This is a genomic window from Hydrocarboniphaga sp. (assembly GCF_965279055.1).
Lineage (GTDB): Bacteria > Pseudomonadota > Gammaproteobacteria > Nevskiales > Nevskiaceae > Hydrocarboniphaga.
Map to the genome: position 1 here is coordinate 3,780,980 of NZ_OZ257125.1, position 23,574 is coordinate 3,804,553.

At 66.3% G+C, this 23,574-nt stretch carries 21 protein-coding genes; 3 read left to right on the forward strand and 18 right to left on the reverse strand.

The window, feature by feature from the left end:
- Positions 1-121 precede the first annotated feature (121 nt).
- Positions 122-643, forward strand: coding sequence for an N-acetyltransferase family protein (locus ACQZF9_RS17035; RefSeq protein WP_428310153.1), 522 nt, complete (start codon positions 122-124; stop codon positions 641-643).
- Between the two features lie 82 nt (positions 644-725).
- On the opposite strand, the gene ACQZF9_RS17040 is transcribed toward ACQZF9_RS17035, so the two are convergent.
- The 7 genes from ACQZF9_RS17040 to ACQZF9_RS17070 form a co-directional block, all read right to left on the reverse strand.
- Positions 726-1,547 (reverse strand): alpha/beta fold hydrolase, encoded by an 822-nt coding sequence (locus ACQZF9_RS17040; RefSeq protein WP_428313450.1) that lies wholly within the window; start codon positions 1,545-1,547, stop codon positions 726-728.
- A 329-nt stretch (positions 1,548-1,876) separates the two neighbouring features.
- Positions 1,877-2,065 carry a hypothetical protein gene (locus ACQZF9_RS17045; protein WP_428310154.1) on the reverse strand — a complete coding sequence of 63 codons (189 nt, stop codon included), beginning with the start codon at positions 2,063-2,065 and terminating at the stop codon, positions 1,877-1,879.
- 111 nt (positions 2,066-2,176) lie between these two features.
- A complete protein-coding gene (locus ACQZF9_RS17050) occupies positions 2,177-4,465 on the reverse strand; it encodes a PAS domain S-box protein (protein WP_428310155.1) in 2,289 nt (762 codons plus the stop codon).
- Positions 4,466-4,631: 166 nt separating this feature from the next.
- Positions 4,632-4,781 carry a hypothetical protein gene (locus ACQZF9_RS17055; protein ID WP_428310156.1) on the reverse strand — a complete coding sequence of 50 codons (150 nt, stop codon included), beginning with the start codon at positions 4,779-4,781 and terminating at the stop codon, positions 4,632-4,634.
- 84 nt (positions 4,782-4,865) lie between these two features.
- Positions 4,866-5,015 (reverse strand): hypothetical protein, encoded by a 150-nt coding sequence (locus ACQZF9_RS17060; RefSeq protein WP_428310157.1) that lies wholly within the window; start codon positions 5,013-5,015, stop codon positions 4,866-4,868.
- 194 nt (positions 5,016-5,209) lie between these two features.
- Positions 5,210-8,812, reverse strand: a complete 3,603-nt coding sequence (locus ACQZF9_RS17065) for an energy transducer TonB (RefSeq protein ID WP_428310158.1) — start codon at positions 8,810-8,812, stop codon at positions 5,210-5,212.
- A 252-nt stretch (positions 8,813-9,064) separates the two neighbouring features.
- On the reverse strand, positions 9,065-9,460 hold the full coding sequence (locus tag ACQZF9_RS17070; RefSeq protein ID WP_428310159.1) for a glycine zipper family protein: 396 nt from the start codon (positions 9,458-9,460) through the stop codon (positions 9,065-9,067).
- Between the two features lie 140 nt (positions 9,461-9,600).
- Here ACQZF9_RS17070 and ACQZF9_RS17075 point away from each other — a divergent pair, with 140 nt between their 5' ends.
- Complete coding sequence (locus tag ACQZF9_RS17075) at positions 9,601-10,116, forward strand: nuclear transport factor 2 family protein (protein ID WP_428310160.1); 516 nt, start codon at positions 9,601-9,603, stop codon at positions 10,114-10,116.
- Between the two features lie 62 nt (positions 10,117-10,178).
- Here the strand turns inward: ACQZF9_RS17075 and glk are convergent, their stop codons facing one another.
- From glk to ACQZF9_RS17130, 11 genes are all read right to left on the reverse strand, one after another.
- Positions 10,179-11,153, reverse strand: a complete 975-nt coding sequence (gene glk / locus ACQZF9_RS17080; protein WP_428310161.1) for a glucokinase — start codon at positions 11,151-11,153, stop codon at positions 10,179-10,181.
- Positions 11,154-11,272: 119 nt separating this feature from the next.
- Positions 11,273-12,205: a response regulator gene (locus ACQZF9_RS17085; protein ID WP_428310162.1), complete on the reverse strand. Its 933-nt coding sequence runs from the start codon at positions 12,203-12,205 to the stop codon at positions 11,273-11,275.
- Positions 12,198-15,623, reverse strand: a complete 3,426-nt coding sequence (locus ACQZF9_RS17090) for a hybrid sensor histidine kinase/response regulator (RefSeq protein WP_428310163.1) — start codon at positions 15,621-15,623, stop codon at positions 12,198-12,200. The genes ACQZF9_RS17085 and ACQZF9_RS17090 overlap by 8 nt, the downstream gene beginning before the upstream one ends.
- Positions 15,624-15,741: 118 nt before the next feature.
- A complete protein-coding gene (locus tag ACQZF9_RS17095) occupies positions 15,742-16,323 on the reverse strand; it encodes a HupE/UreJ family protein (protein ID WP_428310164.1) in 582 nt (193 codons plus the stop codon).
- Positions 16,323-17,000, reverse strand: coding sequence for an urease accessory protein UreG (gene ureG, locus ACQZF9_RS17100; RefSeq protein WP_428310165.1), 678 nt, complete (start codon positions 16,998-17,000; stop codon positions 16,323-16,325). Before ureG ends, ACQZF9_RS17095 begins: the two co-directional genes overlap by 1 nt.
- Positions 16,997-17,680 carry an urease accessory protein UreF gene (locus tag ACQZF9_RS17105; protein ID WP_428310166.1) on the reverse strand — a complete coding sequence of 228 codons (684 nt, stop codon included), beginning with the start codon at positions 17,678-17,680 and terminating at the stop codon, positions 16,997-16,999. Before ACQZF9_RS17105 ends, ureG begins: the two co-directional genes overlap by 4 nt.
- Positions 17,670-18,161 carry an urease accessory protein UreE gene (locus ACQZF9_RS17110; protein ID WP_428310167.1) on the reverse strand — a complete coding sequence of 164 codons (492 nt, stop codon included), beginning with the start codon at positions 18,159-18,161 and terminating at the stop codon, positions 17,670-17,672. Before ACQZF9_RS17110 ends, ACQZF9_RS17105 begins: the two co-directional genes overlap by 11 nt.
- 636 nt (positions 18,162-18,797) lie before the next feature.
- Positions 18,798-20,510 carry an urease subunit alpha gene (ureC, locus tag ACQZF9_RS17115; protein WP_428310168.1) on the reverse strand — a complete coding sequence of 571 codons (1,713 nt, stop codon included), beginning with the start codon at positions 20,508-20,510 and terminating at the stop codon, positions 18,798-18,800.
- 156 nt (positions 20,511-20,666) lie between these two features.
- Complete coding sequence (locus tag ACQZF9_RS17120; protein ID WP_428310169.1) at positions 20,667-20,972, reverse strand: urease subunit beta; 306 nt, start codon at positions 20,970-20,972, stop codon at positions 20,667-20,669.
- Positions 20,973-20,982: 10 nt separating this feature from the next.
- Complete coding sequence (locus ACQZF9_RS17125; protein WP_428310170.1) at positions 20,983-21,285, reverse strand: urease subunit gamma; 303 nt, start codon at positions 21,283-21,285, stop codon at positions 20,983-20,985.
- Positions 21,286-21,323: 38 nt separating this feature from the next.
- Positions 21,324-22,190, reverse strand: coding sequence for an urease accessory protein UreD (locus tag ACQZF9_RS17130; RefSeq protein WP_428310171.1), 867 nt, complete (start codon positions 22,188-22,190; stop codon positions 21,324-21,326).
- Positions 22,191-22,484: 294 nt separating this feature from the next.
- Here ACQZF9_RS17130 and ACQZF9_RS17135 point away from each other — a divergent pair, with 294 nt between their 5' ends.
- On the forward strand, positions 22,485-23,561 hold the full coding sequence (locus ACQZF9_RS17135) for a hypothetical protein (protein ID WP_428310172.1): 1,077 nt from the start codon (positions 22,485-22,487) through the stop codon (positions 23,559-23,561).
- Positions 23,562-23,574 lie beyond the last annotated feature (13 nt).

Sequence of the window (23,574 nt, forward strand, 5' to 3'; positions counted from 1 at the left end):
CCGCTCAAGCCGCTGTTGTAGGAGCGGGCTTGCCCGCGACCGGCGCTCGCTGCAGCCTCGGTCGCGGGCAAGCCCGCTCCTACATGCGTATCGCGGCGGCGGACTTCTGCAGGAGAGCCGGATGCGATTTGTCGAATGCACTCACGAGCGTCACGCTGCCGCGATCCTCGAGATCTTCAACGACGCGATCCTGAATTCGACCGCGCTGTACGACTACCGCGCGCGCACGCCGGAGAACATGGTGAGCTGGTTCGCCGCCAAGAGCGCCGGCGGCTTTCCGGTGATCGGCGTCGAGGACGGGCACGGCGCGCTGATGGGCTTCGCCAGCTACGGCACGTTCCGCGCGTGGCCGGCCTACAAGTATTCGGTCGAGCACTCGGTCTACGTGCACCGAGACCATCGCGGCAAGGGCCTGGGGCTGGCGCTGATGCAGCGGCTGATCGCGCGCGCCGCCGAGCGCGACGTGCACGTGATGATCGGCGGCATCGACGTCAGCAACGCCGCCAGCGTGGCGATGCACCGCAAGCTCGGCTTCGTCCACGCCGGCACGATTACCCAGGCCGGCTTCAAGTTCGGCCGCTGGCTCGACCTGGGCTTTTACCAGCTGACGCTCGCGACGCCACTGCAGCCGGTGGACGGCTGAGCCAGCCGCCATTCCTCCAAGCGCAGCCAGCGTCGGCGCTACTCGGAATGAACGGCTTGTGTTGCGCCCTTCAACGGCGTGATCAGCCCTTGATGAACGCCAGCAGATCCGCGTTGAGCTTGTCCTTCATCGTCGTCGCCAGGCCATGCGGCGCGCCCTTGTAGATTTCCAGGCGCGCGTTCTTCACCAGCTTCGACGACAGCAGCGCACTCGCGCCGATCGGCACGATCTGGTCGTCGTCGCCGTGGACGATCAGGGTCGGCTTGTCGAACTTCTTCAGGTCTTCGGTGAAGTCGGTTTCGGAGAACTGCTTGATGCAGTCCAACTCGCTCTTCAGGCCACCCATCATGCCCTGCAGCCAGAAGAAATCGATGACGCCCTGCGACGGCTTCACCCCCGGACGGTTGTAGCCGTAGAACGGCGTCGCCAGATCCTTGAAGAACTGCGAGCGGTCTGCGCTGACGCCGGCGCGGATGCCGTCGAACACGCTCATTGGCAGACCGCCGGGATTCTTCTCGGTCTTCAGCATGATCGGCGGCACCGCACCGACCAGCACCGCCTTGGCGACGCGCGCGGTGCCGTGACGGCCGATGTAGCGCGCGACTTCGCCGCCGCCGGTGGAATGGCCGATGTGCACTGCGCCGCGAAGATCGAGCTTGGCTGTCAGCTCCGCCAGATCGTCGGCGTAGGTGTCCATGTCGTTGCCGCTCCAGGGCTGGCTGGAGCGGCCGTGGCCGCGGCGGTCATGGGCGATGCAGCGATAGCCCTGGGAGGCGAGGAACACCATCTGGTCTTCCCAGGCGTCGGCGGTCAGTGGCCAGCCATGGCTGAACACCAGCGGCTGGCCGCTGCCCCAGTCCTTGTAATAAATCTGCGTGCCGTCTTTGGTGGTGATCGTGCCCATGTTCTTGCTTCCTGTGTGGGTGTGGCCGTCGTGGTGTGCGGGTGTGGCGGGCGTGTCGGCAGCGACACCGGCCAGCGGCAAGGCGAGGCCAACCGCCATCGCGGCGCCGGCGATCAGCAGATCGCGGCGGCCCGGGTCATCGGGCGGGTCCTTGAGTTGCGGCATGTCGCGCTCCGGTGGGCGCGATCATGGAGGAGAACCGCTGGCGACCACGCAGGCGGACAATGCCCGGCGGAAGTCGCTGCGGCTTGTATCTTAGTGCGGGATGGCAGTGCGGGATGGGAACGGCACACGACGGAGCGCGCGTGGCGCTCCGCCACGTTCTGGCCTCAGGCGGCGATGGCGACGTCGAAGCTCGCGGCCAGTGCGTAGCGCTCGCTGCCGTCGTCGCGGCGGGTCTGCAGCACACGCGTGTTCTCGGTGACGATCGGGATGCCGTAGGCGTTGCGCGGCTCGAGTTCGGCGGGGTGAAACTCACGGTCGTCGAGCAGCACGGTTTCAAAATTGTAGAAGCGCATGAACTTTCTCCGGCTCTGTCGCAGGTGCCGGCAATTTACGCCGCCAACATGAGCGGATGATGACCGTCGACAGCCGGGCTCGCGGCGCTGGATCAGCCGCACCGCAGACGCTCAGCTGCGCGCGCGCAGCCGCATCGGCCGGCGGCCTTTCTGCGCATACATCGCCGCGTCGGCGACCGTCAGCAGGGTCTCGGCGCTGAGGCCGCTATGCGGCCGGCGGATGCTCGAGCCGATGCTGACCGCCAGATGCAGGCTGTGACCGTCGAGCACGATGGGCCGCTTGATCAGCGCGGAGATCGCCGACGACAACCGTGCCACCTGTTGCTCGGGCTGCTCCAGGTCCTCGACCAGCACGATGAACTCGTCGCCGCCCAGGCGCGCCACCGCGCCGCCTTCGAGGGTCGCCAGCCTCTGCCCGACTTCCTTCAGCAGACGATCGCCGAAGGCGTGGCCATGGCGGTCGTTGACCGATTTGAAGTTGTCCAGATCCAGGAACAGCACGCCGGCGGCGCGGCCGCCGATGTCGACCTGCTCCAGGCTCTGCTGCAGCCGCGAGAACAGGCCGCGGCGATTGAGCAGGCCGGTGAGTTCGTCGATGGTCGCGTCACGCTCGCGCGCCAGCTCGCCGATCTTGCGCTCGGTGATGTCGACGACCATGCCGTGAATGCCGACCACCTTGCCGTTGACGATGTCCGGCGTGTACTTGGCGAGCCAGAAACGCGGCGCGTCGGCGACCATGGTTTGGTGCTCCCAGCTGACCGACTCGCCGGCAAGCACGCGCAGCAGGTATGGCTGCAGATTCTCGAAATCGTCGCCTCCGGCGAGCTTGCCGACGCGCTGGCCGATCAGGCTCTCGGGATCTTCACCGAGCAGGACCAGATAGGCGCGGTTGACGAAGCGGTAGCGGAAGTCGGTGTCCAGGTAGGAAATCAGCGCCGGCATCAGATCGGCGATCTGCTTGAGCTGTGCTCGCTGCGCGCGCATCTCCTCCTCGCGCTGACGGCGCCCGCTGATGTCGTGCAGAAAGGCCGAGAACATGCGTCGGGGCCCGGCCTGAATCGCCTGGACGCGGACTTCCACCGCCAGGCTGCTGCCGTCCTTGCGCACCGCCGGCAACTCGACACGGCGGCCGAGCATCCGCGATGCGCCATCGACCATGAAGCGCTTCATTCCGTCACGATGCTGGCGGCGCATCCGCGCCGGGATGATGGTCTCGTCGAGCCGAAGGCCGATCGCCTCGTCGCGGGTCCAGCCGAACGTCAGCTCGGCCTGCTTGTTCCAGTCGATGATGACACCGGCATCGTTCATGCCGATATAGGCATCGTGGGCGTTGTCGATCACCGCGCGGATTTCCTGGTCGCGCAGGCGCAGCAGCTGCTCGGACTCGGCCTGGCGCGTCATGGTCTTGACCAGCATCTGGTTGGCGCTGCGCAAATCCTCGGTGCGCTCCTCGACGCGCCGGCTCAGGTCGGCGCGCAGCGCACTCATCGAATCCTCGGTCTCCTTGCGCGCCTGGATGTCCTTGATGCACGAAATGTAGTACGGCAAACCGCCATCGACGTCGCGTTCCAGCGCCACCGTCAGGTTGGCCCAGACCACCCCGCCGTCCTTGCGGATGTAGCGTTTGTCGATCTGATAGCGATCGATCTCACCGCTGCTGAGCTGTCGGAGCAGCGCCAGGTCGGCGTGCAGGTCTTCGGCATGAGTGATGTGTTGGAACGTCAGCCGCTGCAGCTCGTCGGCGCTGTAACCGACGATGTCGCACAGCGCCGCATTAACCTTGATGAAACTGCCGTCTTCGTCGACCAGCGCCATGCCGATGGCGGCATGCTCGAACACCCGCGCGAAGCGGCTCTCGCTCTGCAGCAGCGCACGGTGAGAACTACAGACGTTGCGGTGCGCGGCGACCAGGGTTTCGCGCCGCGCCAGTTCCTGCTGCACCTGGTCGGCGGCGCGGCGCAGACTGGCCAGCTGCGCTGGCGACAGCGTGCGCGGCCGCGTGTCGACCACGCACAGCGTGCCGATCGGCAGGCCGGCGGCCGACACCACCGGCGCGCCGGCGTAAAAGCGGATGCCGTTTTCGCAGGTGACCAGCGGGTTGCCGGAAAACCGGCGGTCCTGCAGCGTGTCCGGCACGAGCAGGATCTGCTGATAAAGGATCGCGTGAGCACAGAAGGACTCCTCGCGTGGCGTCTGCGTCAGGCTTAGGCCGACCGAGGATTTGAACCACTGGCGCTCGCGGTCGACGATCGACAGCAGCGCGATCGGCAGGTCGAATTCGCGCGACAACGAGGCGGTGATCTGGTCGAACACCGCTTCCGGCGGCGTATCCAGGATCTCAAGGCGCTGCAGCAGCTCCAGGCGTTCCTGCTCGCGCGGGTGGTCGGGTGGCTTGATCATGTGGATGAATGCAGCTCCGTGGCGACGCCCGAGACGGCCGCCACGGGCGCCGAAAAACCGACGCGCCGATGCCGCTACCGGCTCCAATGCGTGCCAAGAGCAAGCCGTGTGCCTGGTGGATTTTGCGTCGCGATGACCTTGCCCTTTCCTTCCGGGAGAGGGCTGATCAGAGTTTCAGGCCCTGCGGCGTGAACTCGTAGAACCAGGCCAGCAGCGCCGCCACCGGCAGGCCGAGCAGGCAGGCGACGACGACCCAACGCACCGCCCAGTTCGGCACGTCGAAGAACGGAAACACCTGGGTCGCGACCTGCACCAACAGCCAAGCGCCGCCGGTGTAGATCGCCAGCGCGCGCAGAACATTGCGCCGTCGCAGCCGGCCGTTTGAGGCTGGGCGCGCTGTTTATTTGCTGTGAACCGGACCCGGCGCTGGTGAACCCAGCGGCCGCGGCGTCTGCACGTGCACGCAGCTGGTGTCGTCGGCCGCAGCGTCGGCGGCACTCGCAGTGCTGGTGTAGAGACCACCGCACAACAGGCTCAGTGAAACCAGCAACGCAGCGCATCCCTTGTGCTTGTTCTGAATCGGCGTCGCTCGCTCCCTTTTGCTACCCCCGGAAAGCGCTGCTCCAGCGCGCATTCAAAGCCGCGAGACGCTAGCAGCAGCGCTGAGCACCGCGGCGCTGGTATCAGACAGTGTCGATGTGTTGCGCCGCGGTGTTACACCCGTGTATCCGCTGTCGAGCATTGCTAGATGCCTGGGACGCTGATCTTGAATTCGAACGGCTGATGCGTCTGTCTCCACCGCGTTGCCTTGGCGCGCAGTTCCGACGTCGTTTGACTGGCCCACAGCGAACGCGGGTCCAGATACAGCGCAATCGCCAGCGCCTCGACACGCTCGCTTTCGTCGTTGCCGAGCTTGGCGATCGCCGCGTAGGCATAAGCGTCAGTCGGCTGCACGGTGCGGATCGCACGCGCCACGCGCAGCACTTGGTCGCGATAGCGCGGATCGGATTTCTTCTCGTACAGCATGTCGCCGATATCGGCGAACACATAGGACGCGGGCAGACCGACCGCGCGATAGTGCTTATCCCATTTCAGATAAGCCTCGGACATCGCCGCCTGGCTTTCGTCGGCCCGATCGGCCAGCCCAGCGAACACCGCGCGCGCCAGCCAGACGCCCGAAGCCGCGTCATCCGCAGCAAGCTTTGCCAAGTAGGCTTCCAGCTTCAGCGTGTCGCCACTCATGGCCGCGGCGTAGGCGAAATACGGCCATACGAACTGCAACTCGTCGGACTGCAGATCGTAGAAAGAACTGAGACGGTCGAAAGCCTGCACCGCCTCGGCATAGCGTCCGGAACGCAACGATGTCATCGCCTCGGCGAGCAGCACGAAACGCTCGGGAACCACGCTGCCGGCCGCAAGCTTCGGGTGCCGATCCGCGCCGAAAGCGCCAGGCCCGAGGCGAGACGACGCCTGCCCGTTCGACGCGCTGGCGGAGACTTTTCCGCGTTCATCGACGACTGCGTCCGAAGTTCCAGCGAAGGTTTTCAGATAAGCCGGAAAACCCGGATCCACAGCGCGATCGGTATAAGCCTCGCTGAAGGCGTAGCGCAGCAGCGCGTCGCGCGTGCCACGCAGCCTGTTTTCGGAGGCGTGCGTCCCCAGCCAGTCCGCGAGTTGCGCCGGATTTTGTCCGCTCAGACGATTGCCGACCATGACCGCGCCCCACACCGCGTCGGCGCGCAGCTTCGAGAACACCTGGTCGACCATGGCCCAGGCCTGATCGGTGCGGCCGGAAGCAAACAGCAGCCGCAGGAAATCGTCGTAGCGCCGCGGCTCGTTGTAACGCCGCGCGCTGGTCAGCGTACTGATCGCAGCCGCGCCGTAGTCCTTGTCCAGCAACGCCAGCTTGGTGCGCGCGCCGATTGATGAGGCTGCTCCGTTATCGAAAGCCGCCGCGCTTTTTAGCAGTGGCCTGGCGGCCTCGACTTCGCCGAGCCAGAACAGCTCGTCGCCCCATTTGAAAGCATGATTGGCGAGGCCGACGGTGTTGCCGGCCTTCTCCGCTGCCCTGCTGTCCTGAAAGCCCGGGAACCCGAGCACCGCAGCGGCAATGTCCTGGTAGGCGCCTTTGTGGATCAGGGCATTGGCCAAGGCATCGCGCAGCTCCCAGTTGTCCGGATCGCGGGCGACTTCGGCGCGCAATGCGTCGGGACTGCGTTGCGCTTCAGTCCAGTTCTTCAGCCGCAGCTTGGTCGCCGCCTCGTCACCGACGAAACGCGTGTCGAGTTCGGCCAGCCATTTCGCAACGTCGCGGCCGGCGTCGACCAGGTCGCTCAGTGGCCTGACATTGTCGGTACTGAAAGCCAGTCGGCGCTGTTCGACATCGAAGCGATCGGTCCAGTAGGAGCGGATTGGAAAGTCCAGCCCATAAGCTCCGAGCGGATCGTCGTCGCCCACGGTTTTGGCGTTGCGCAAATCGTAGAGCGGCAAATTCGACGCCCGGGACTGCGCCTGCTCCCAGCCCACGGCAAGCCTTGCGGCGGTATTCCTGCGTGCAATCAGCGTCTGCCTGTCCTTGAGCTGGCCCTTCTCCAGCAGATTGGAGTAGGCCGCGGTGCGCGCCGCTTCGAAGTCCGGATTGCCGCCGAGTTCGGAGTCGTAAGCGTCGAGAATTGCGAGCCCGGTGTCGGGGCGGCCCTGCGGCGAGGTCTGGAAGCTGGCCTGGCCGATTAGGGATCGCTCGATGCGGCCGTCGAGCAGGTCCAGAAAATCCAGGGAAGAGGTCGCCGTGGAGTAGCTGCTGCAACAGAACTTCTTGCCCTGCTGTTCGAGCAGGCGATGCACGTGACGGAGCGCCAACTGCTGGAAGTCCAATGCTGTCTGGCCGCCGATCACCGATTTGCCGAGCACTTCGGACGACACGTCGAAGCCCGCGATCGGATAGAACTGATCGAGCAGCTGCTTGAGCGGCAGCGTGTCAGTGACCAGCCAGCTGTCCTTGTCACCAAGACGCGCCTTCAGCAGCGGCGCCCACGGCATGCCACCCAGCAGCGCACCGGCCGCCTTGTCAGCAGTCTTGTCGCTGCGGCCGTAACGCTGTTCCAGATCGTTCACCTCCAGCGCCAGGAACAGCCGCTCCCAATCGCCTTTCGCTCTGCCCAGGCTGCTGCGTGCGTCAGGCAAATGGCCGTTAAGCAGCGCGCGCAGCGCTTTGGCTTCGTCACTCCCATCGGCTGCGATCAGGCTCAGCGCATAGGGCCGCTGCTGCAGATGCAGCATGATCCTGGCGCGCATGCGCAGCACCGCCGGCGTGACGGACGGCGCCTCTTCCAGACGCATCCAGGCCTTGGTGAACAGACGCTCGCCGCTGCGCGATTCCGCGGCCGGCGCCAGCATCGCCAGCAGCATCAGCCTGCTCGCGTCGCTCAACACGTCTCTGGATTCCGGCTGCTGGAACACGGCCGGCGAAAGCGGCAATGCACGCGGCATTTCGCCGAGGCGGCTGGCGCTGCGCGGCGTCGCCTTCAGTCCCAGCGACTTGAGCAGCACCGGCAACTGTTGGCGAAAGCACAGGAACGGCGGATGGTCGTCGTCGAACTGGCAGTTGTTGATGCTGTTGGCGCGCGCAGCCTGCGCCGCGCCAGCGGAGCCGATCTGCATCGTGATCCGCATGTGGCCATGATCGTCATGGCCGGCATAGGTCGTCACCACGGTGCCGGCCTGCAGCGCAGCCGCCAGATCCAGTACCGCCTGCGCCGGCCGGCGGCGCAGGCCTTCGCCCAGAGCCAGGTCCGCCAGGTATGGATCGAAGACGCAGGTGCCGCCGCCTGCCAGCGCGGCCGCCAGTTCGGCCGACATGATCTGCCGCGACGGACGATCGAAAGCCGCCATTTCGACCTGCACAGGCACCACGAGCACGTCGCAGCGTGCGGATGCCGCCAGCGCGGCGTAGCGGCGGCTGCGCGCGATCAGCCACTGCGACGCGGACAGCGCCGGATCGCTGACCACCCCGCCGGCGGCGTCGTCCAGCGGCTGGCCGTCGACCGCAAGCCTTGCGCCCTCCGGCAGCGGCGTCATCTTGAAATCCACCGGCGCCAGCAAGGTGACGAGAGACGAACCCGGCTGACCGTTCGCCGGCAGCGGCGGCAGATGGTCGATGCGATAGAACACCGCGACGGCCTCGGCATCGAGCGCTGCAAACCCCGAGCTCTGTTTGAGTTCGGCCTTGCGAATCTTGCCGTCGCGATCCACGGACACCGTGACCAGCGCCCTGCCCTCGTTGCCCGCCTTGCGCGAATCCTCGGGATAACGCAGTTGCGCCTGCACACCCGAGATTATCGCCGCCACGAACTCCGGCGTGATGTCACTGCGCTTGGCCGCTTCCGGTGAGCTGGCCGCAGCGACCGGAGTTGATATGTGAACTGCGCAAAGAAGCGCCATTCCGGCGAGCATGCCGGAGCGCCGACTGTTTCTGTATGGCTTCAAGACCCACCCCGTGACTGTGACGGCCGCATGCTGCGCAGTGATGATCACTCGCAAGATCGCCCTCCGTGAAACTACACCACAAAATCATGGGTGCGAAAACGATTACGGCCCAGCTCAGTTCAACACGCTGTAGCCGCGGCCGCGCAGGCAGTTCTTGACCACCTGATCCTTGCTCTGCTCGCCCGAGGCCGCGCCCTTGGCGCCGCCGAGCACGCCGCCGACACCGGCCGACTGCACGACCGTCGTGCTGTTGCCGACGATCGCGCCGATCGCGGCGCCGACCAGCGCACCGGCACCGGCGCTCTTGGCCGCGGCCGTGCCGGTGCTGACCTGGCCGGCATAGGTCTCGCACTCGTTCAAATCCTGCTTGTAACGCGCCTGATCGATGCCCTTGGTGTCGACGATAGGCCCGTTACCGGCACAGGCCGCGGCCAGTAGCACCAGCGGCGCCAGGCTCGACAACCTGATCGACGAACCGGATAGGGACGGCGACAGCTTGCGTGACGGCATCGGGCTTCTCCACGAAAAGAACAGGCCCGATGGTAACCGCCCGGCGCCGCTGCCGCGATGCGCGGCTCGCCACAACGGACGATGCGGCGCGCGCGCGGCGCCGCCAATGTTCGGCATCAGTCCCCCAGCGGAACCTCGAAATGAGCACGCAAGACAGCCAGATCGCCGAGCTGACGCGCCGCCTGCGCCGGCTCGAAATCATTCACGAAATCGAGCAGCTCAAGTATCGCTACCTGCGCGCCTGCGACGCCAAGGACGTGGCCGCGTTCCGCGACTGCTTCGTCCGCGAAGGCGCCGATCTGGACTACGGCATGATGGGCCAGTTCAGCGACCGCGAGCCGCTGGTGCAGATCTTCGACGCGGTGGCGCGCTCACGCGCCGGCGATGGCAGCTGGCTGGTGCACGACATCCATCACGGCCATCATCCGAGCGTCGAGGTGATCGACGATCACACCGCGACCGCACGCTGGACGCTGGGCTTCGTCACGCTGCACATCACGCCCGGCATCTACACCCAGGCGTCGATGGAATACGAAGACCGTTACGTGATCGAAGACGGCCGCTGGAAAATCCAGAAATCGCATGCGCGGCCGCTGACCAGCGTGACGGTGCCGGTGCCGGCCGGCGTGATGCTCGGCGCCGGACCGAAGCCTTAGAACCAAGGCCCGTTCCTCCCGAGTAGCCTCGCGCTACTCGGGAGGAACGCAGAGCCGCTGTGTCAGGCCAAGGCCTGAACCGCCGTGCCCAGCAAACCCGCCTGCGGATGCGTGATCACCTGCGTCGGGATCTTCTGCAGGATCGCGCTATGCCGGCCCTTGTCCTCGAAGCGTTTGCGGAAGCCGCCCGCACTGATCCAAGGCAGCAGTTTCTGGGTGACGCCGCCGGGTAGGAACACGCCGTCCCAGGCGCCGAAGGCCAGCGCCACATCGCCGGCGAAAGCACCCAGCAGTTCGGCGAACACGGTCAAGGTTTTTGCGCAGACGCCGTCGGCGTCGGCCGCTGCGGCTTCGCTGATCTGCTCCGGCGTCAGAGTCTGTTCGGGCAGGCCGGCGACGGCGCGCACCGCATCGTGCAGATTCACCAGGCCGGTGCCGGAGACCAGGCGCTCGGCGGAGACGCGGCCGAAGCGCGGCAACAGCGCTTTCAGCAGTTCGATCTCGTAGTCGTTGCCCGGCGCAAAACCCAGATGCCCGCCTTCGGACTGGATGACGACGCCACGACCGTTTTCGACGATGACGCCGCCGACACCGAGCCCGGTGCCCGGCCCGACCACCGCATAGCAGCGACGCTCACCGACCGCGGCGCGAGACGCGACATTGCCGATCGGCTGCAGATCGCCGGCCGCCAGCACCGGCAGCACGCACGCCATCGCGGTGAAGTCGTTGATCACCTGCAGCTGCAGGCCGAGATCGGCGGCGAGCCGGGTGATCGAAAACGACCAGGGATTGTTGGTGATCTTGATCGCATCGCCGGTGACCGCGGAGGCGACCGCGAACACCGCGCGCTGCGGCTGCGCGCCGGTCTGCTTCAGGTAGGCGGCGGCAGCGTCTTTGAGGCTCGCGAAGTCCGCGGTCGCGGCCTGCTGGACGTTGTGCAGTTCGGGGCGCTCGGCGACGCCGCGCTGCGCGAGCGCGAAGCGGGCATTGGTGCCGCCGATGTCGGCGACGAGGACGGCTGGGGTCTGGGCTTGCATGGTCGCGGCAAGCTAGTGCCGAGCCGCTGTGCTGTCAATGAAGCGGATCGGCCTCGGTCGCGGACAGGGTCCGCTCCTACAGGCACCTCATCCTTGTAGGAGCGGACCCTGTCCGCGACCTACTGCGCCAGCACCCTGACCGCCCTCGCCGCCGCCGACGCGCGATTCTCCACGCCGAGCTTTTCGAAAATCTGCTCCAGGTGCTTGTTCACGGTGCGCGGGCTGATGCCGAGAATTTCGCTGATATCGCGGTTGGATTTGCCGCGACTGATCCATAGCAGCACATCGGCCTCGCGCGCGGTCAGGTGCAGCGCCTGTTGCAACAATTGCATCTGCTCCTGCTGCAGCAGCTCCGGGTCGCCGACTTCGCGCAGGCGGTATAGAAATTCATCGGCGCCGGTGGAACTGACGTAACTGAACTCCAGCCGTCGCGTGCCGATCTGCACCACCGGCTGCACGGCGCTGGCGTTGTCGCCGCGCAGCTGGCCCAGCCGCTCGGCGATCTCGGCCGGAAAGCGCAGGCCATCGGTCGACGTCGGCAGCAGATCCACCAGCAGGCGCTCGGCGCGAGGCGTACACCACAGCAGCTTGCCGACGCGATCCACCGACAGCAGAAAGCGGCCGGTCGCATCCAGCGCCGTGCGCGATGCCTGCGCCAGGCGCGCATTCGCCAGGTGCACGCGGATGCGCGCCAGCAGTTCGCTGACGACGATCGGCTTGGCGACGTAGTCGACGCCACCGGCCTGCAGGCCGCGCACCACGTGTTCGGTCTCGGTCAGGCCGGTCATGAAAATCACCGGCACGTGCGACAGCAGCTTCTCCTGCTTCAGACGCCGGCAGGTCTCGAAGCCGTCGAGGCCCGGCATGACCGCGTCCATCAGAATCAGATCGGGCGTGATTTCGTCGACCAGCGCCAGGCAGCTGTCGCCGCCGGTGGCGACCAGCACGGTGATGCCTTCGCTCTCCAGCGTGTCGGTCAGAAAGCTCAGGCTCTCCGGCGTGTCGTCAACCACCAGCACGATGTCGCGGCGGTCTGCGGCCTGCTCATTCATGCGGCGTTTCTTCCCCGTTTTGCGTCGACCGACGCGAGCCGTCGAGCAGCGCCAGATAGGTTTTCAGATCGAAACTCGCGACCAGCTCCTGCAAGCGCGCAACGAACGCCGCGTTTGCAGGGTGCTCGGCCTCGATCTCGCGCAGCTTGGCCTGGATACCGCGCACATGGCCGATGCGGCCGAGCTGCTGCAGCGCGTCGAGATGGCGCAGGCAGGCCAGCGGCACGACGAAGTCGGAGCCGGCCGCAGCCGGCGCCGGCGCAATCTCCGGCGCATACCGCCATTGCAGATCGAGCAGCACGCCGACGCGCTCCAGAAAGAACTCGATGTCGATCGGCTTGCTCAAGAAGAAGTCGTGCGCGACACCGGCGTCGCCACCCGGCAGCAGATCGTGCGCATTGGCCGAGATCATCATGATGCGCAGGCCGGGCAGCGGCATCGCGCGCAGACGCTGCGCCACCTGCCAGCCGCTCTGGCCGGGCATCGCCACGTCCAGCGTGATCAGATCGGGTTGCACTTCGGCCGCGAGCTGCAAGGCGCGCTCGCCTTCGTCGGCGACGAACAGCTCGAAGCCCAGCGGCTGGAGCAGCTGGCGCGTCAGATCGACATGCGCGGGATCGTCGTCGACCAGCAGCACGCGCCGGCGGCGGCCTTCGTAACCGATGATGCGGCGCCGCACCAGCGCGGTCGAGGTATCGCCACTGCTGGCTTCGGACAGCAGCATGCGCACCACGAAACTGCTGCCCTCGCCCGGCGCGCTGCGAACCGAAATCTCGCCGCCCATGATCTGCACCAGTACCTTGGTAATCGTCAGGCCCAGGCCGGCGCCCGGCGCGGCGCGCGCGCCCGGCATGCTGCCGCGCTCGAAGGGCTTGAAGATGTCGTCCATGTCCTGCGGACGGATGCCGATGCCGCTGTCGCTGATCTCGAACTCGGCGACATGCGTGCGATAGCGCAGGCTCAGGCCGGCGTGGCCGCGGTCGGTGAACTTGATCGCGTTCGACAACAGGTTGATCAGGATCTGCCGCAGCCGTTTCTGGTCGGTGTAGACGAAGGCCGGCAGATACGACGGCCGCTCGTGGCGGAACTCGATGCCTTTGGCGGTCGCCTGTACGCGGAACATGTCGACGATCTGGTCGAGAAAGTCGCTGAAACGCACGCGATCGCGGCTGAGCTTGAGCATGCCGCTTTCGATCTTGGAAATATCCAGCAGGCCGTCGACCAGGTTCGACAGATGCTCGGCGCTGCGGCGGATCACGCGCACCGCGTTCTGCGGCGGATTGCCCGGCTCGCGTTCCAGCAGCTGCGCGTAACCGAAGATCGAATTCAGCGGCGAGCGGATCTCGTGACTGATACCGACGACGTAACGGCTCTTGGCCTCGTTGGCGGCCTCTGCGACTTCCTTGGCTTTCTGCAGCGCCGCGTCGGTGCGTTCGTGCGCCTCGATCTCCTCCATCAGCATCGACGTCTGCCGCGTCGATTCGATGATCGCCGCATTGCGCGACTCGTGCGCCAGCACCATCAGCCAGGCGGCGACGCCGAGCAGGATCAGCAGGCTCAGGAACACGATCCACAGCGTCGCGCCGATGACGCCGCGCGCGGCCGGCACCATCGAGCCGTACTGCAGGTAGATGAAGCTCAGCAGCACCGCGATCGCCAGCGTGAACAGGAATAAAATGCCGAGGAACTGGCCGATCGCCTGCGCGCGCACCGAGCGTGCCAGCGCGCGCGGAATCAGCTTATTCAGGACCGCAGCGATCTGCTGGCCGAAGCGGCTGTCTTCCTTGCACACGTCGTGGCAGCGCGCTTCCAGCGTGCAGCACAGCGAGCAGATCGCGCCGTTGTAGGCCGGGCACAGCGCCATGTCGGCACGCTCGAACACGTTCTCGCAAATCGTGCAGCGGATCTCCCTGGCATCCGCCGGCAGGCCGACCGGCTGACGCGCCAGATAGTATTTCCCTCGGGTCGCGAACGCGATCACCGGCGCCAGCGCGAAGGCGACGCCAAAACCAATGAACGGTGCCAGCGCCTGCGGCAGCGCGCCGAATGCGCCGAAGAACGCGGCCGTCGATACGATGATCGACGCGAGCATGCTGCCGACGCCGACCGGGTTGATGTCGTACAGATGCGCGCGCTTGAACTCGATGAACGACGGCGACAGCTTCAAGGGTTTGTTGATGACCAGATCGGCGGTCAGCGCGCCGATCCAGCCGACCGCGAAATTCGCGTACAGCACCAGGATGCTTTCGATCACGCTGAAGATGCCGATTTCCATCAGCAGCAGCGCCAGCACCACGTTGAACACCAGCCAGACCACGCGGCCCGGATGCGCGTGCGTCAGCCGCGAGAAAAAGTTCGACCACGCGATCGAGCCGGCATAGGCATTGGTGACGTTGATCTTGATCTGGCAGGTGACGATGAACACGCCGGTGAGCGCGAGTGCGACGCCCGGCGAGCCGAGCATGTCGCGGAACACCGCGAAAAACATCTGCGTCGGCTGCGTCGCCTCGGCCGCGCTGACGCCGTGCTGCATCACGTAGTAAGCGAGCAGGCCGCCGGCGGCGAGCTTCAGACCGCCCATGAACACCCAGCCCGGTCCGGTGCTGATCAGCGCCGCCCACCAGCCCCAGCGATTGCTGCGCTCGCGCTCCGGCAGGAAGCGCAGATAGTCGGCCTGCTCGCCGATCTGCGGCAGCAGCGACAGCAAGGTCGATGCGGCGACCGCGAACAGCAACAGGTCGATCGAGCCGTCCTTGCTGCCGTGCACGCCGGAAAAATGCGTGAAGCTCTGCACCGCGTCGGGCTTGGCGACCGCCAGGTAAATCAGCGGCGCGATCTGCAGGATCAGCCACACCGGCTGAGTCCAGATCTGCATGCGGCTGATCAGGCTGATGCCGTAGATCGCGATCGGGATCACGATCAGCGCGCTGATCAAGTGCGCGATCCACAGCGGCATGCCGGTGACCATGTGCAGCGCCTGCGACATGATGCTGGCCTCGATCGAGAACAGCAGGAACGTGAACGAGGCATAGATCAGCGAGGTGATCGTCGAGCCCATGTAGCCGAAGCCGGCACCACGCGTCAGCAGATCGATGTCCAGGCCATAGCGCGCCGAATACGTCGAGATCGGCAGGCCGATGACGAACATCAGCCCGCAGACCAGCGCGATGGCCAGCATCGCGTTGCTGAAGCCGAACTGCAAAGTCAGGCTGCCGCCGATCGCCTCGCAGGCGAGAAACGAAATCGCACCCAGTGCGGTATTGGCGATACGGAACGACGAGCGCTTGCGCGCGCTCGCCGCGGTGTAACGCAGCGCGTAGTCCTCGAGCGTCTGGCTGGCCGCCCACTTGTTGTACTGCCGGCGCTCGCGAACGATGCGCTGATGGCGGTGCAGCGATGCGTCAGCGGCGGGTTTCATCGGCTCGCCGTTGTAGGAGCGGACCCTGTCCGCGACTCGTGACGGACGCGCAGGCTGCCACAGTCGCGGACAGGGTCCGCTCCTACAGGCCTTTGATCATTGGCGCGGCAGGAAGCCATCAAGCGAATGCGCAGACCAGGCCGGCGACGACGGTGATGAAGCCGCCGATGCGTGCCACTAGCGGCGACGTTGCAAGCGACACCGAACCGAGCGCGACGCCAATCGCATGCAGCGCCGCCGTCGACATCAGAAAGCCCAGCGCGAACAGCCCCGGATGCGCCAAGGTCGGCAGGCCCAGGCCGTGCGCGGCCCCGTGAAACAGCGCGAATACGCCGACCAACAGCATCGCCGGCGCCAGTGGCACGCGCAGCGCCGCCATCGCGAGCAGGCCGAGCAGCAGCAGCGATACCGCGATGCCGGCTTCGATCTGCGGCGGCGCCAGGCCGTAGGCGGCGAGGCCCGCGCCGATCGCCATCACCGCCATGAAACTTAGCGGCACCAGCGCACGCGCCTTGCCGCCGAGCTGCGCCGCCCAGACGCCGACGATCAGCATGGCCAGCAGATGATCGAGTCCGAGCATCGGATGCGCCAGGCCGGCAACGAAGCCGGCACCGGGCAGATCGTGCCCCGGATGCGCTAAAGCCGGGGCGGCGACCGACAGCAGCAGAGGAATCGACAGCAGCTTGGTCATCGCACGCATCAGAACGTCTCCGGCAGTTCACGCGCCGGCAGTCCGCCGGCCTGGATGATGAAGCGGGCGATGTCGTGCACGCCCTTGTTGATTTTCAGGTTGGTGAAAATGAAGGGCCGCTCGCCGCGCATCCTTGATGCGTCGCGATCCATGACGTCCAGCGAGGCGCCGACCAGCGGCGCCAGGTCGATCTTGTTGATCACCAGCAGATCGCTGCGCGTGATGCCCGGCCCGCCCTTGCGCGGGATCTTGTCGCCGGCGGACACGTCGATCACGTAGATCGTGATGTCGGCCAGCTCCGGCGAAAACGTCGCGGCCAGGTTGTCGCCGCCGCTTTCGACGAAGATCAGTTCCAGGTCCGGAAAGCGCCGGTGCATGTCGGCGACCGCAGCGAGGTTGATGCTCGCGTCCTCGCGTATCGCCGTATGCGGGCAGCCGCCGGTTTCCACGCCCATGATGCGCTCCGGCACCAGCGCGCCGGCGCGCGTCAGGAACTCCGCGTCTTCCTTGGTGTAGATGTCGTTGGTGATCGCGGCGACGTCGTAGACCTGGCGCAGCAGCTTGCACAGGCGCTCGGTCAGCGCGGTCTTGCCGGAGCCGACCGGGCCGCCGATGCCGACGCGCAAGGGGCCGTTGACCGGCGCTTTGGTGTTGGCTTTCGCCGTTTGTGAGAGCGGTAGGTTCATGAGCGGAACAGCCTCGTGTATTGGGTTTCGTGGTGCATCGAGCAGAACTCCAGCGCAGGCGACGCTGTGCCCAGATCGTCGATATCGGTTGTCATGGCGGCCGCTGTCGCGCGGCTGACCACGTCGGCGAGTGTCGCCAGCGCAATCTGGCCATCGGTCTGGCCCAGCGGCACCAGGCGCACGCCGGCCGACACCAGGTTGGCGGCGACCGAATGCAGGAACGCGGCGAGTGAGGTCACCAGCGGCAGGCCGTGGGCGGCGCAGGCCAGCGCCATCGTCACGCAGTGCGTGACGGCAATGTTTTCGTGACGCGCGGCGAACGCGTCCAGCAGCGGATGCGGCCAGGCGCGGCGCGTCACCAGCAGGAATGCGGCGCCCTGCTGACGCGCTTCCAGCGCGGTCTCGGCGCTGGCGCGGAACGCGGTCGCCAGTTCGCTGATGTGGTCGAGCCGCGCCTCGTCGTGCCCATTGCGATGCGCCTGCGCGAACAGCACCGCGTCGACCCAGGCGCCGCCGCGCTCGAGCACGGCGCCTATGTAATCAACCAGGCTCTGCACGTCGTCCACGCTGCCCTCTTCCACCGCCCATTCCAGGCCGTGGCTGTAGCTGAACGCGCCGATCGGATAACTCGGCGAGGTCCACACCAGCAGACGGTACAGATCGCCCTGCTCAGCGTTCATGGCTGCCGCCGCCGAGAAACACGAAGCCATGCTGTTCGTGCGCATGCGCATTGGCATAGGCGCCGGACTCCGGCGTGAACGGCGCGCGGATCTGCCGCACTTGCGCGCCGAGGCCGAGCAGCATGTCGGTGATCACGTGGTCCTCGCGGATCAGGATGCGCTCGCCATCGAGTTGCGCCGGCAGGTGGCGGTTGCCGATATGCCAGGCGAGGCGAATCAGCTCCCTGCTACTGTCGGCCTTGATTTCGGTCAGCGCTTCTTCGGCCGCTTCTACCCTGATGATGCGGCCGTCTTCCAGTTTCAGGCCATCACCGTCATTGAGCACGGTGGCGCGGGCAAGATCGAGCAGGAATTCGGTGCCGCCGAGAGCGACGTAGCGGAAGCGGCGACGGTGGCGCTCGTTGTAGTCGAGGCTGATGCGATCGATGGCGATTTCGGGCGGCCAGGTGTTGGCCGCCAGGACTTCATGGGCGGCTTGCATGAAGCCTTCCTGTTGGCGCTACTCGCTCGTGAGCGATAGTCGCTGTGTGGTTTTGGCCTTGCCGGCCGGGCCTTACTTTCTTTGCTTGTGCAAAGAAAGTAAGCAAAGAAAGCACACCCTGGAAAAGCGCCGGCTGCGCCGGTTCCCGATTGTGGGGACGTGCTCGGGGTCGGGCCAACGCGACGTCCTGTCGCGTAGTCCCTCGTTTGGCCATCCATGGCCAAACGACCCACTGCGCGCGACCCCACAATCGGCGACTTTCAAGGGAACGCGGTACAGCGAAGTATCGGCGCCTGTAGGAGCGGACCCTGTCCGCGACTGTGCCGTTGGAGTGTGAGTCGCGGACAGGGTCCGCTCCTACAGGATGAGCGCTTCGCTTTTGACTTTCCGGGTCCCCTTGAGAAGCGCCGTGGAAAAAGTCGCGCGCAGTGGGTCGACTGGCCATGGATGGCCAGTCGAGGACGAAATGAGACAGGATGTCGAATTCGTCCGACCCCGAGCACGGCTTTTTCCGCGGGCACCGGCGTAGCCGGCGCTTCTCCAGGGTGTGCTTTCTTTTGGTGACGCCTCGATGCACAAGCAAAGAAAAGTCACCCCCGGCCGGGCAGGCCAAAGCCACAACGGGCATGTGCACGCTCAAAACAAAAAGTACCGCTGCGCCATCGGCAGAACCAACGCCGGCTCGCAAGTCAAAAGCTCACCGTCGGCGCGAACCTCGTAAGTCTCCGAGTCCACCTCGATCAAGGGCATCGCATCGTTCAACACCATCGAGCGCTTGCCGATGCCGCCGCGCACATTGCGCACCGCCGCCAGCGGCCGCGTCAGCCCCAGTCGCTTCGCGCCATCGGAATCTTTAAATGCCTGCGACACGAACAGCATCGAACTCTCGATACCGGCACGACCGAGCGCGCCGAACATCGGCCGATAGTGCACCGGCTGCGGTGTCGGGATGCTCGCGTTCGGATCGCCCATCGGCGCCGCCGCGATCATGCCGCTCTTCAGCACCAGGTCGGGCTTGACGCCGAAGAAGGCCGGCGACCACAGCACCAGATCGGCGAGCTTGCCGACTTCGATCGAGCCGACGAAATCCGAAATGCCATGCGCGATCGCCGGATTGATCGTGTACTTGGCGATGTAGCGTTTCGCACGGAAATTGTCGGCCAGCGAGTCGTCGCTGCCCAGCGCGCCGCGCTGCAGCTTCATCTTGTTCGCGGTCTGCCAGCAGCGGATGACGGTCTCGCCGATGCGGCCCATCGCCTGGCTGTCGCTGCTCATCATCGAGAACGCGCCGAGGTCGTGCAGGATGTCTTCGGCGGCGATGGTCTCCTTGCGAATACGCGACTCCGCAAAGGCGACGTCCTCGGCGATGCGCGGATCCAGGTGATGGCAGACCATCAGCATGTCCAGGTGCTCGTCGAGCGTGTTGCGCGTATACGGCCGCGTCGGGTTGGTGCTCGACGGCAGCACGTTCGGCAGGCCGGCGACGCGGATGATGTCCGGCGCATGGCCGCCGCCGGCGCCTTCGGTGTGGAAGGCGTGGATCGTGCGGCCCTTGAACGCGTCGATGGTGCTTTCGACGAAGCCGGACTCGTTCAAGGTGTCGGTATGCAGCGTCGCCTGCACGTCGAGTTCGTCGCACACCGACAGGCAGCAGTCGATCGCGGCCGGCGTCGTGCCCCAGTCCTCGTGCAGCTTCAGGCCGCAGGCGCCGGCCATGACCATTTCTTCGAGCGCGCCCGGTTGGCTGGCGTTGCCCTTGCCGAACAGGCCGATGTTCATCGGCAGGCCTTCGCAGGCCTGCAGCATGCGCGCGAGATGCCAGGGACCGGGCGTGCAGGTGGTCGCCAGCGTGCCGTGCGCCGGGCCGGTGCCGCCGCCTAGCATCGTCGTCACGCCGGCATATAAAGCTTCATCGACCTGCTGCGGGCAGATGAAATGGATGTGCGCGTCGATCGCGCCAGCAGTGAGGATCTTGCCCTCGCCGGCGATGACCTCGGTGCCGGGACCGACGACGATGGTCACGCCCGGCTGCACGTCCGGATTGCCGGCCTTGCCGATCGAGTGAATCCTGCCGTCGCGCAGGCCGACGTCGGCCTTGACGATGCCCCAGTGATCCAGAATCAGCACGTTGGTGATGACGGTGTCGACCGTGCCCTGGGCGCGCGTCGCCTGGCCCTGGCCCATGCCGTCGCGGATCACCTTGCCGCCGCCGAACTTCACTTCTTCGCCGTAGATCGTGTAGTCGCGCTCGACGCGAATGAACAGGTCGGTATCGGCCAGGCGCACGCGGTCGCCGGTGGTCGGGCCGTACATGCCGGCGTAGGCGCGGCGCGTGAGCGTGTTAGCCATGGGCGGAATTCCGATCGATGATGTCCCCTCTCCCGCAAGCGGGAGAGGGTGGCGCGCAGCGCCGGGAGAGGGCGCTTTTGCTCGACGTTCGCAGGCCCTCTCCCCTGCCCCTCTCCCGCAGGCGGGAGAGGGGTTCCAAAGCCAAAAGCATCGCCATCACAGCGCTCCCATCACATCGCCGCGAAAACCGATCACGACACGCGCGCCCGCATACGCCACCAGCTTGACCTCGCGGCTCTGCCCCGGCTCGAAGCGGATCGCGGTGCCGGCCGGAATGTCGAGCCGGAAGCCGCGCGCGGCGACGCGATCGAAGCTCAGGCCGGGATTGACCTCGGCAAAGTGGTAGTGGCTGCCGACCTGCACCGGCCGGTCGCCGGTGTTGGACACGCTCAGGCTCAGCGTCGGCCGATCTGCGTTCAAGATAATGTCGCCATCCGGCGTCAGGATTTCGCCCGGGATCATCTGCAAGCTCCTAGCGTATCGGCTGGTGGACGGTCACCAGCTTGGTGCCGTCGGGAAAAGTGGCTTCGACCTGGATGTCGTGGATCATGTCGGCGATGCCTTCCATGACCTGGTCGCGGCTCAGCACCAGCGCGCCGGCCTGCATCAGGTCGGCCACCGTGCGGCCGTCGCGCGCGCCTTCGACGACGGTGTCGGTGATCAGCGCGATCGCCTCCGGATAGTTGAGCTTGACGCCGCGCTCGAGGCGGCGGCGCGCGACGATCGCGGCCATCGCGATCAGCAGCTTGTCTTTTTCACGTGGTGTCAGATTCACGAAATCTCCCGACTGCAATCGGCATCATGACTACGGTTTCAGCAATCCCACACCTTCGGCAAGCGCTCCGGCAAACCGGCCGCGAGCGAGCGCAATACACCGGCCGCGACGCGTACCGCCGCGCGCATGTCCGCCGCATCGGCCGCCAGCACGCGCACGATCAGCACGCCGTCGAACGAGGTCGCAGCGACCTGCGCCGCACTGCCCTGCAGCCGCTCGCGCAGCGGCGACAGCAGCGCCGGCGCATCCTCGCCGACATACACCAGCGTTGCGCAGGCATGCGCCGTGCCGAAGCCGAAAGGCCGCGCCCGCTGCACGGCGACATCGCCCTGCAGGCGCAGCGCATCGGCCCAGACCAGGCGCGCATCGCGACGCACTCTCCAGGCGTCGTGAAGCGAGCCCTGCGCGAAGTCCTCGCCCATCGCGGTGCGTCCGAACACCAGGCTCTCGACAGCCAGCAGCCGCCCCCGCGGCGCGACGTCGGCAAGCAGGCATCGGCGCAGCTTGCTGCGATCGAACAGGATGGTCTCCTGGGCCAGCCACTCGGCCCAGGCGCCGTCGCCGACGCGCAGCGCGATGTCGACGCGGGTCGGCTCGTCACCGGGCAGCGCGCGATACAGCTTCTCCGCGGCCTGCGTGCTCACGGTCAGCCGCGTGCCCTCGCCGGCCTCGACCTCCAGCGCCAGGCGATCACCACCGGTGAGACCGCCGCTGGTGGTCAGCATCACCGCCTGCGCCGGCTCGCCTGCCTCCACATCCGGGAACAGCACGCGACACGGCGCTCGCTGATACAGGTCGGCGAGCCGGGTCACGCCGGCAGCGTCACAGCGGTAAGCCAGGCGCGCGGCGCCGTCCACGCGCTGATGCGCGGGCCGCTGGAGGCTCAGGCCTGAAGGCTGGAACATCGCGCTGACATGGCGGGGCAAGTCTCCTGGAGAGCGGCACGCGGCTGCCTCATTCCCACGAAGGCGGGAATCCGGAGGCGGGGCGATGAATGATCGCATCCTCGATGCGAAGCCCGTCTACGTCAAACGCCCCATACCGGTGGTGGCGGCGCCTTCGTAGCCTGCGGATGCCGGTTGTCCGCGTGTGCTGCACGCGGCACCGCAACAGGGGGCGAGGCTGCAGACAAGGACGGCACCGCAATGCGAGTGCCACGCCGCAGTGTCGCGAGAGGTCTTATCGGAACGGGGAAACACATGTCTGACAACAGCACAACGCGTATCGCGGCAAGCGGCAAATCCACGGCAATGGCGGCGGCACTGCTGCTGATGGCGGCTCCGGCGATGGCGGCCGAAATCACGCTGCCGGCGGTGTCGGTCGGCGCCGGCGCGCGCACCAGCTTCACCAGCACCGATGTTTCCGGCGGCTCGGCCGGCGACGCCGACGATTTCGCCTTGAACAGCGTGCGTCTGTACCTGAGCGGCTCGGCCACCGACACGGTCAAGTTCACGTTCAACACCGAATACAGCAGCAGCACCGACAGCGTCATCGTCATGGACGCGATCGCGCGCTTTGAATACTCGCCGGAATTCAACGTCTGGGCCGGCCGCTTCCTGCCGCCGTCGGATCGCGCCAACCTCTACGGCCCGTACTACGCCAACCATTGGGGCGTGTACATGGACGGTGTCGAAGACGGCTACGCCAACACCGCGGTCGGTCGCGACAACGGCGTCGCCTACTGGGGCGATTTCGGCGGCCTGAAAGTCTCCGCCGGCCTGTTCGACGTACCCGGCACCAGCGCCGGCAGCGCCGATGCCAGCAAGGTCATCGTCGCCGGTCGTCTGCAGTACGACTTCTGGGACAAGGAGCCGGGCTACTGGCTCAACAGCACCTACTACGGCGAGAAGGATCTGCTCGCGATCGGTGCCGCCGGCCAGAGCGCGGGCGGCGACACCTCCTACAGCTTCGACTTCCTGCTCGAGAAGAAGCTCGGCGGCGCCGGTGTGTTCACGGTGGAAAGCGAATACGCCAAGTACGACGGCCTCACCGGCAGCGGCCCCGGCCTGAAGAGCGATGGCGCCACGGCGCTGGTCAGCTACCTGTTCCCGCAGCCGGTCGGCATCGGCAAGATCCAGCTGCTCGGCAAGTACGCCTCCACCAGCTACGACGTGCCCGGCTCCGATCCCAAGCTGAAAACCGCCGAAGGCAACATCGGCTACATCGTCAAGGACTTCAAGGTCCGCGGCTATCTGTTCTACATCGACCAGAGCTGGGACAACTCGGCTGCGCCCGACGTGACCTACGCCGGCGTCGGTCTGCAAGTGCAGATGTAAAGCACACAACCCT

What these genes read in the sequence shown, in the direction of transcription:
- ACQZF9_RS17035 (WP_428310153.1), top strand. Translation starts at nt 122, where the DNA reads ATGCGATTTGTCGAATGCACTCACGAGCGTCACGCTGCCGCGATCCTC.
- ACQZF9_RS17040 (WP_428313450.1), bottom strand. Translation starts at nt 1,547, where the DNA reads ATGGGCACGATCACCACCAAAGACGGCACGCAGATTTATTACAAGGAC.
- ACQZF9_RS17045 (WP_428310154.1), bottom strand. Translation starts at nt 2,065, where the DNA reads ATGCGCTTCTACAATTTTGAAACCGTGCTGCTCGACGACCGTGAGTTT.
- ACQZF9_RS17050 (WP_428310155.1), bottom strand. Translation starts at nt 4,465, where the DNA reads ATGATCAAGCCACCCGACCACCCGCGCGAGCAGGAACGCCTGGAGCTG.
- ACQZF9_RS17070 (WP_428310159.1), bottom strand. Translation starts at nt 9,460, where the DNA reads ATGCCGTCACGCAAGCTGTCGCCGTCCCTATCCGGTTCGTCGATCAGG.
- ACQZF9_RS17075 (WP_428310160.1), top strand. Translation starts at nt 9,601, where the DNA reads ATGAGCACGCAAGACAGCCAGATCGCCGAGCTGACGCGCCGCCTGCGC.
- glk (WP_428310161.1), bottom strand. Translation starts at nt 11,153, where the DNA reads ATGCAAGCCCAGACCCCAGCCGTCCTCGTCGCCGACATCGGCGGCACC.
- ACQZF9_RS17085 (WP_428310162.1), bottom strand. Translation starts at nt 12,205, where the DNA reads ATGAATGAGCAGGCCGCAGACCGCCGCGACATCGTGCTGGTGGTTGAC.
- ACQZF9_RS17090 (WP_428310163.1), bottom strand. Translation starts at nt 15,623, where the DNA reads ATGAAACCCGCCGCTGACGCATCGCTGCACCGCCATCAGCGCATCGTT.
- ACQZF9_RS17095 (WP_428310164.1), bottom strand. Translation starts at nt 16,323, where the DNA reads ATGCGTGCGATGACCAAGCTGCTGTCGATTCCTCTGCTGCTGTCGGTC.
- ureG (WP_428310165.1), bottom strand. Translation starts at nt 17,000, where the DNA reads ATGAACCTACCGCTCTCACAAACGGCGAAAGCCAACACCAAAGCGCCG.
- ACQZF9_RS17105 (WP_428310166.1), bottom strand. Translation starts at nt 17,680, where the DNA reads ATGAACGCTGAGCAGGGCGATCTGTACCGTCTGCTGGTGTGGACCTCG.
- ACQZF9_RS17110 (WP_428310167.1), bottom strand. Translation starts at nt 18,161, where the DNA reads ATGCAAGCCGCCCATGAAGTCCTGGCGGCCAACACCTGGCCGCCCGAA.
- ureC (WP_428310168.1), bottom strand. Translation starts at nt 20,510, where the DNA reads ATGGCTAACACGCTCACGCGCCGCGCCTACGCCGGCATGTACGGCCCG.
- ACQZF9_RS17120 (WP_428310169.1), bottom strand. Translation starts at nt 20,972, where the DNA reads ATGATCCCGGGCGAAATCCTGACGCCGGATGGCGACATTATCTTGAAC.
- ACQZF9_RS17130 (WP_428310171.1), bottom strand. Translation starts at nt 22,190, where the DNA reads ATGTTCCAGCCTTCAGGCCTGAGCCTCCAGCGGCCCGCGCATCAGCGC.
- ACQZF9_RS17135 (WP_428310172.1), top strand. Translation starts at nt 22,485, where the DNA reads ATGTCTGACAACAGCACAACGCGTATCGCGGCAAGCGGCAAATCCACG.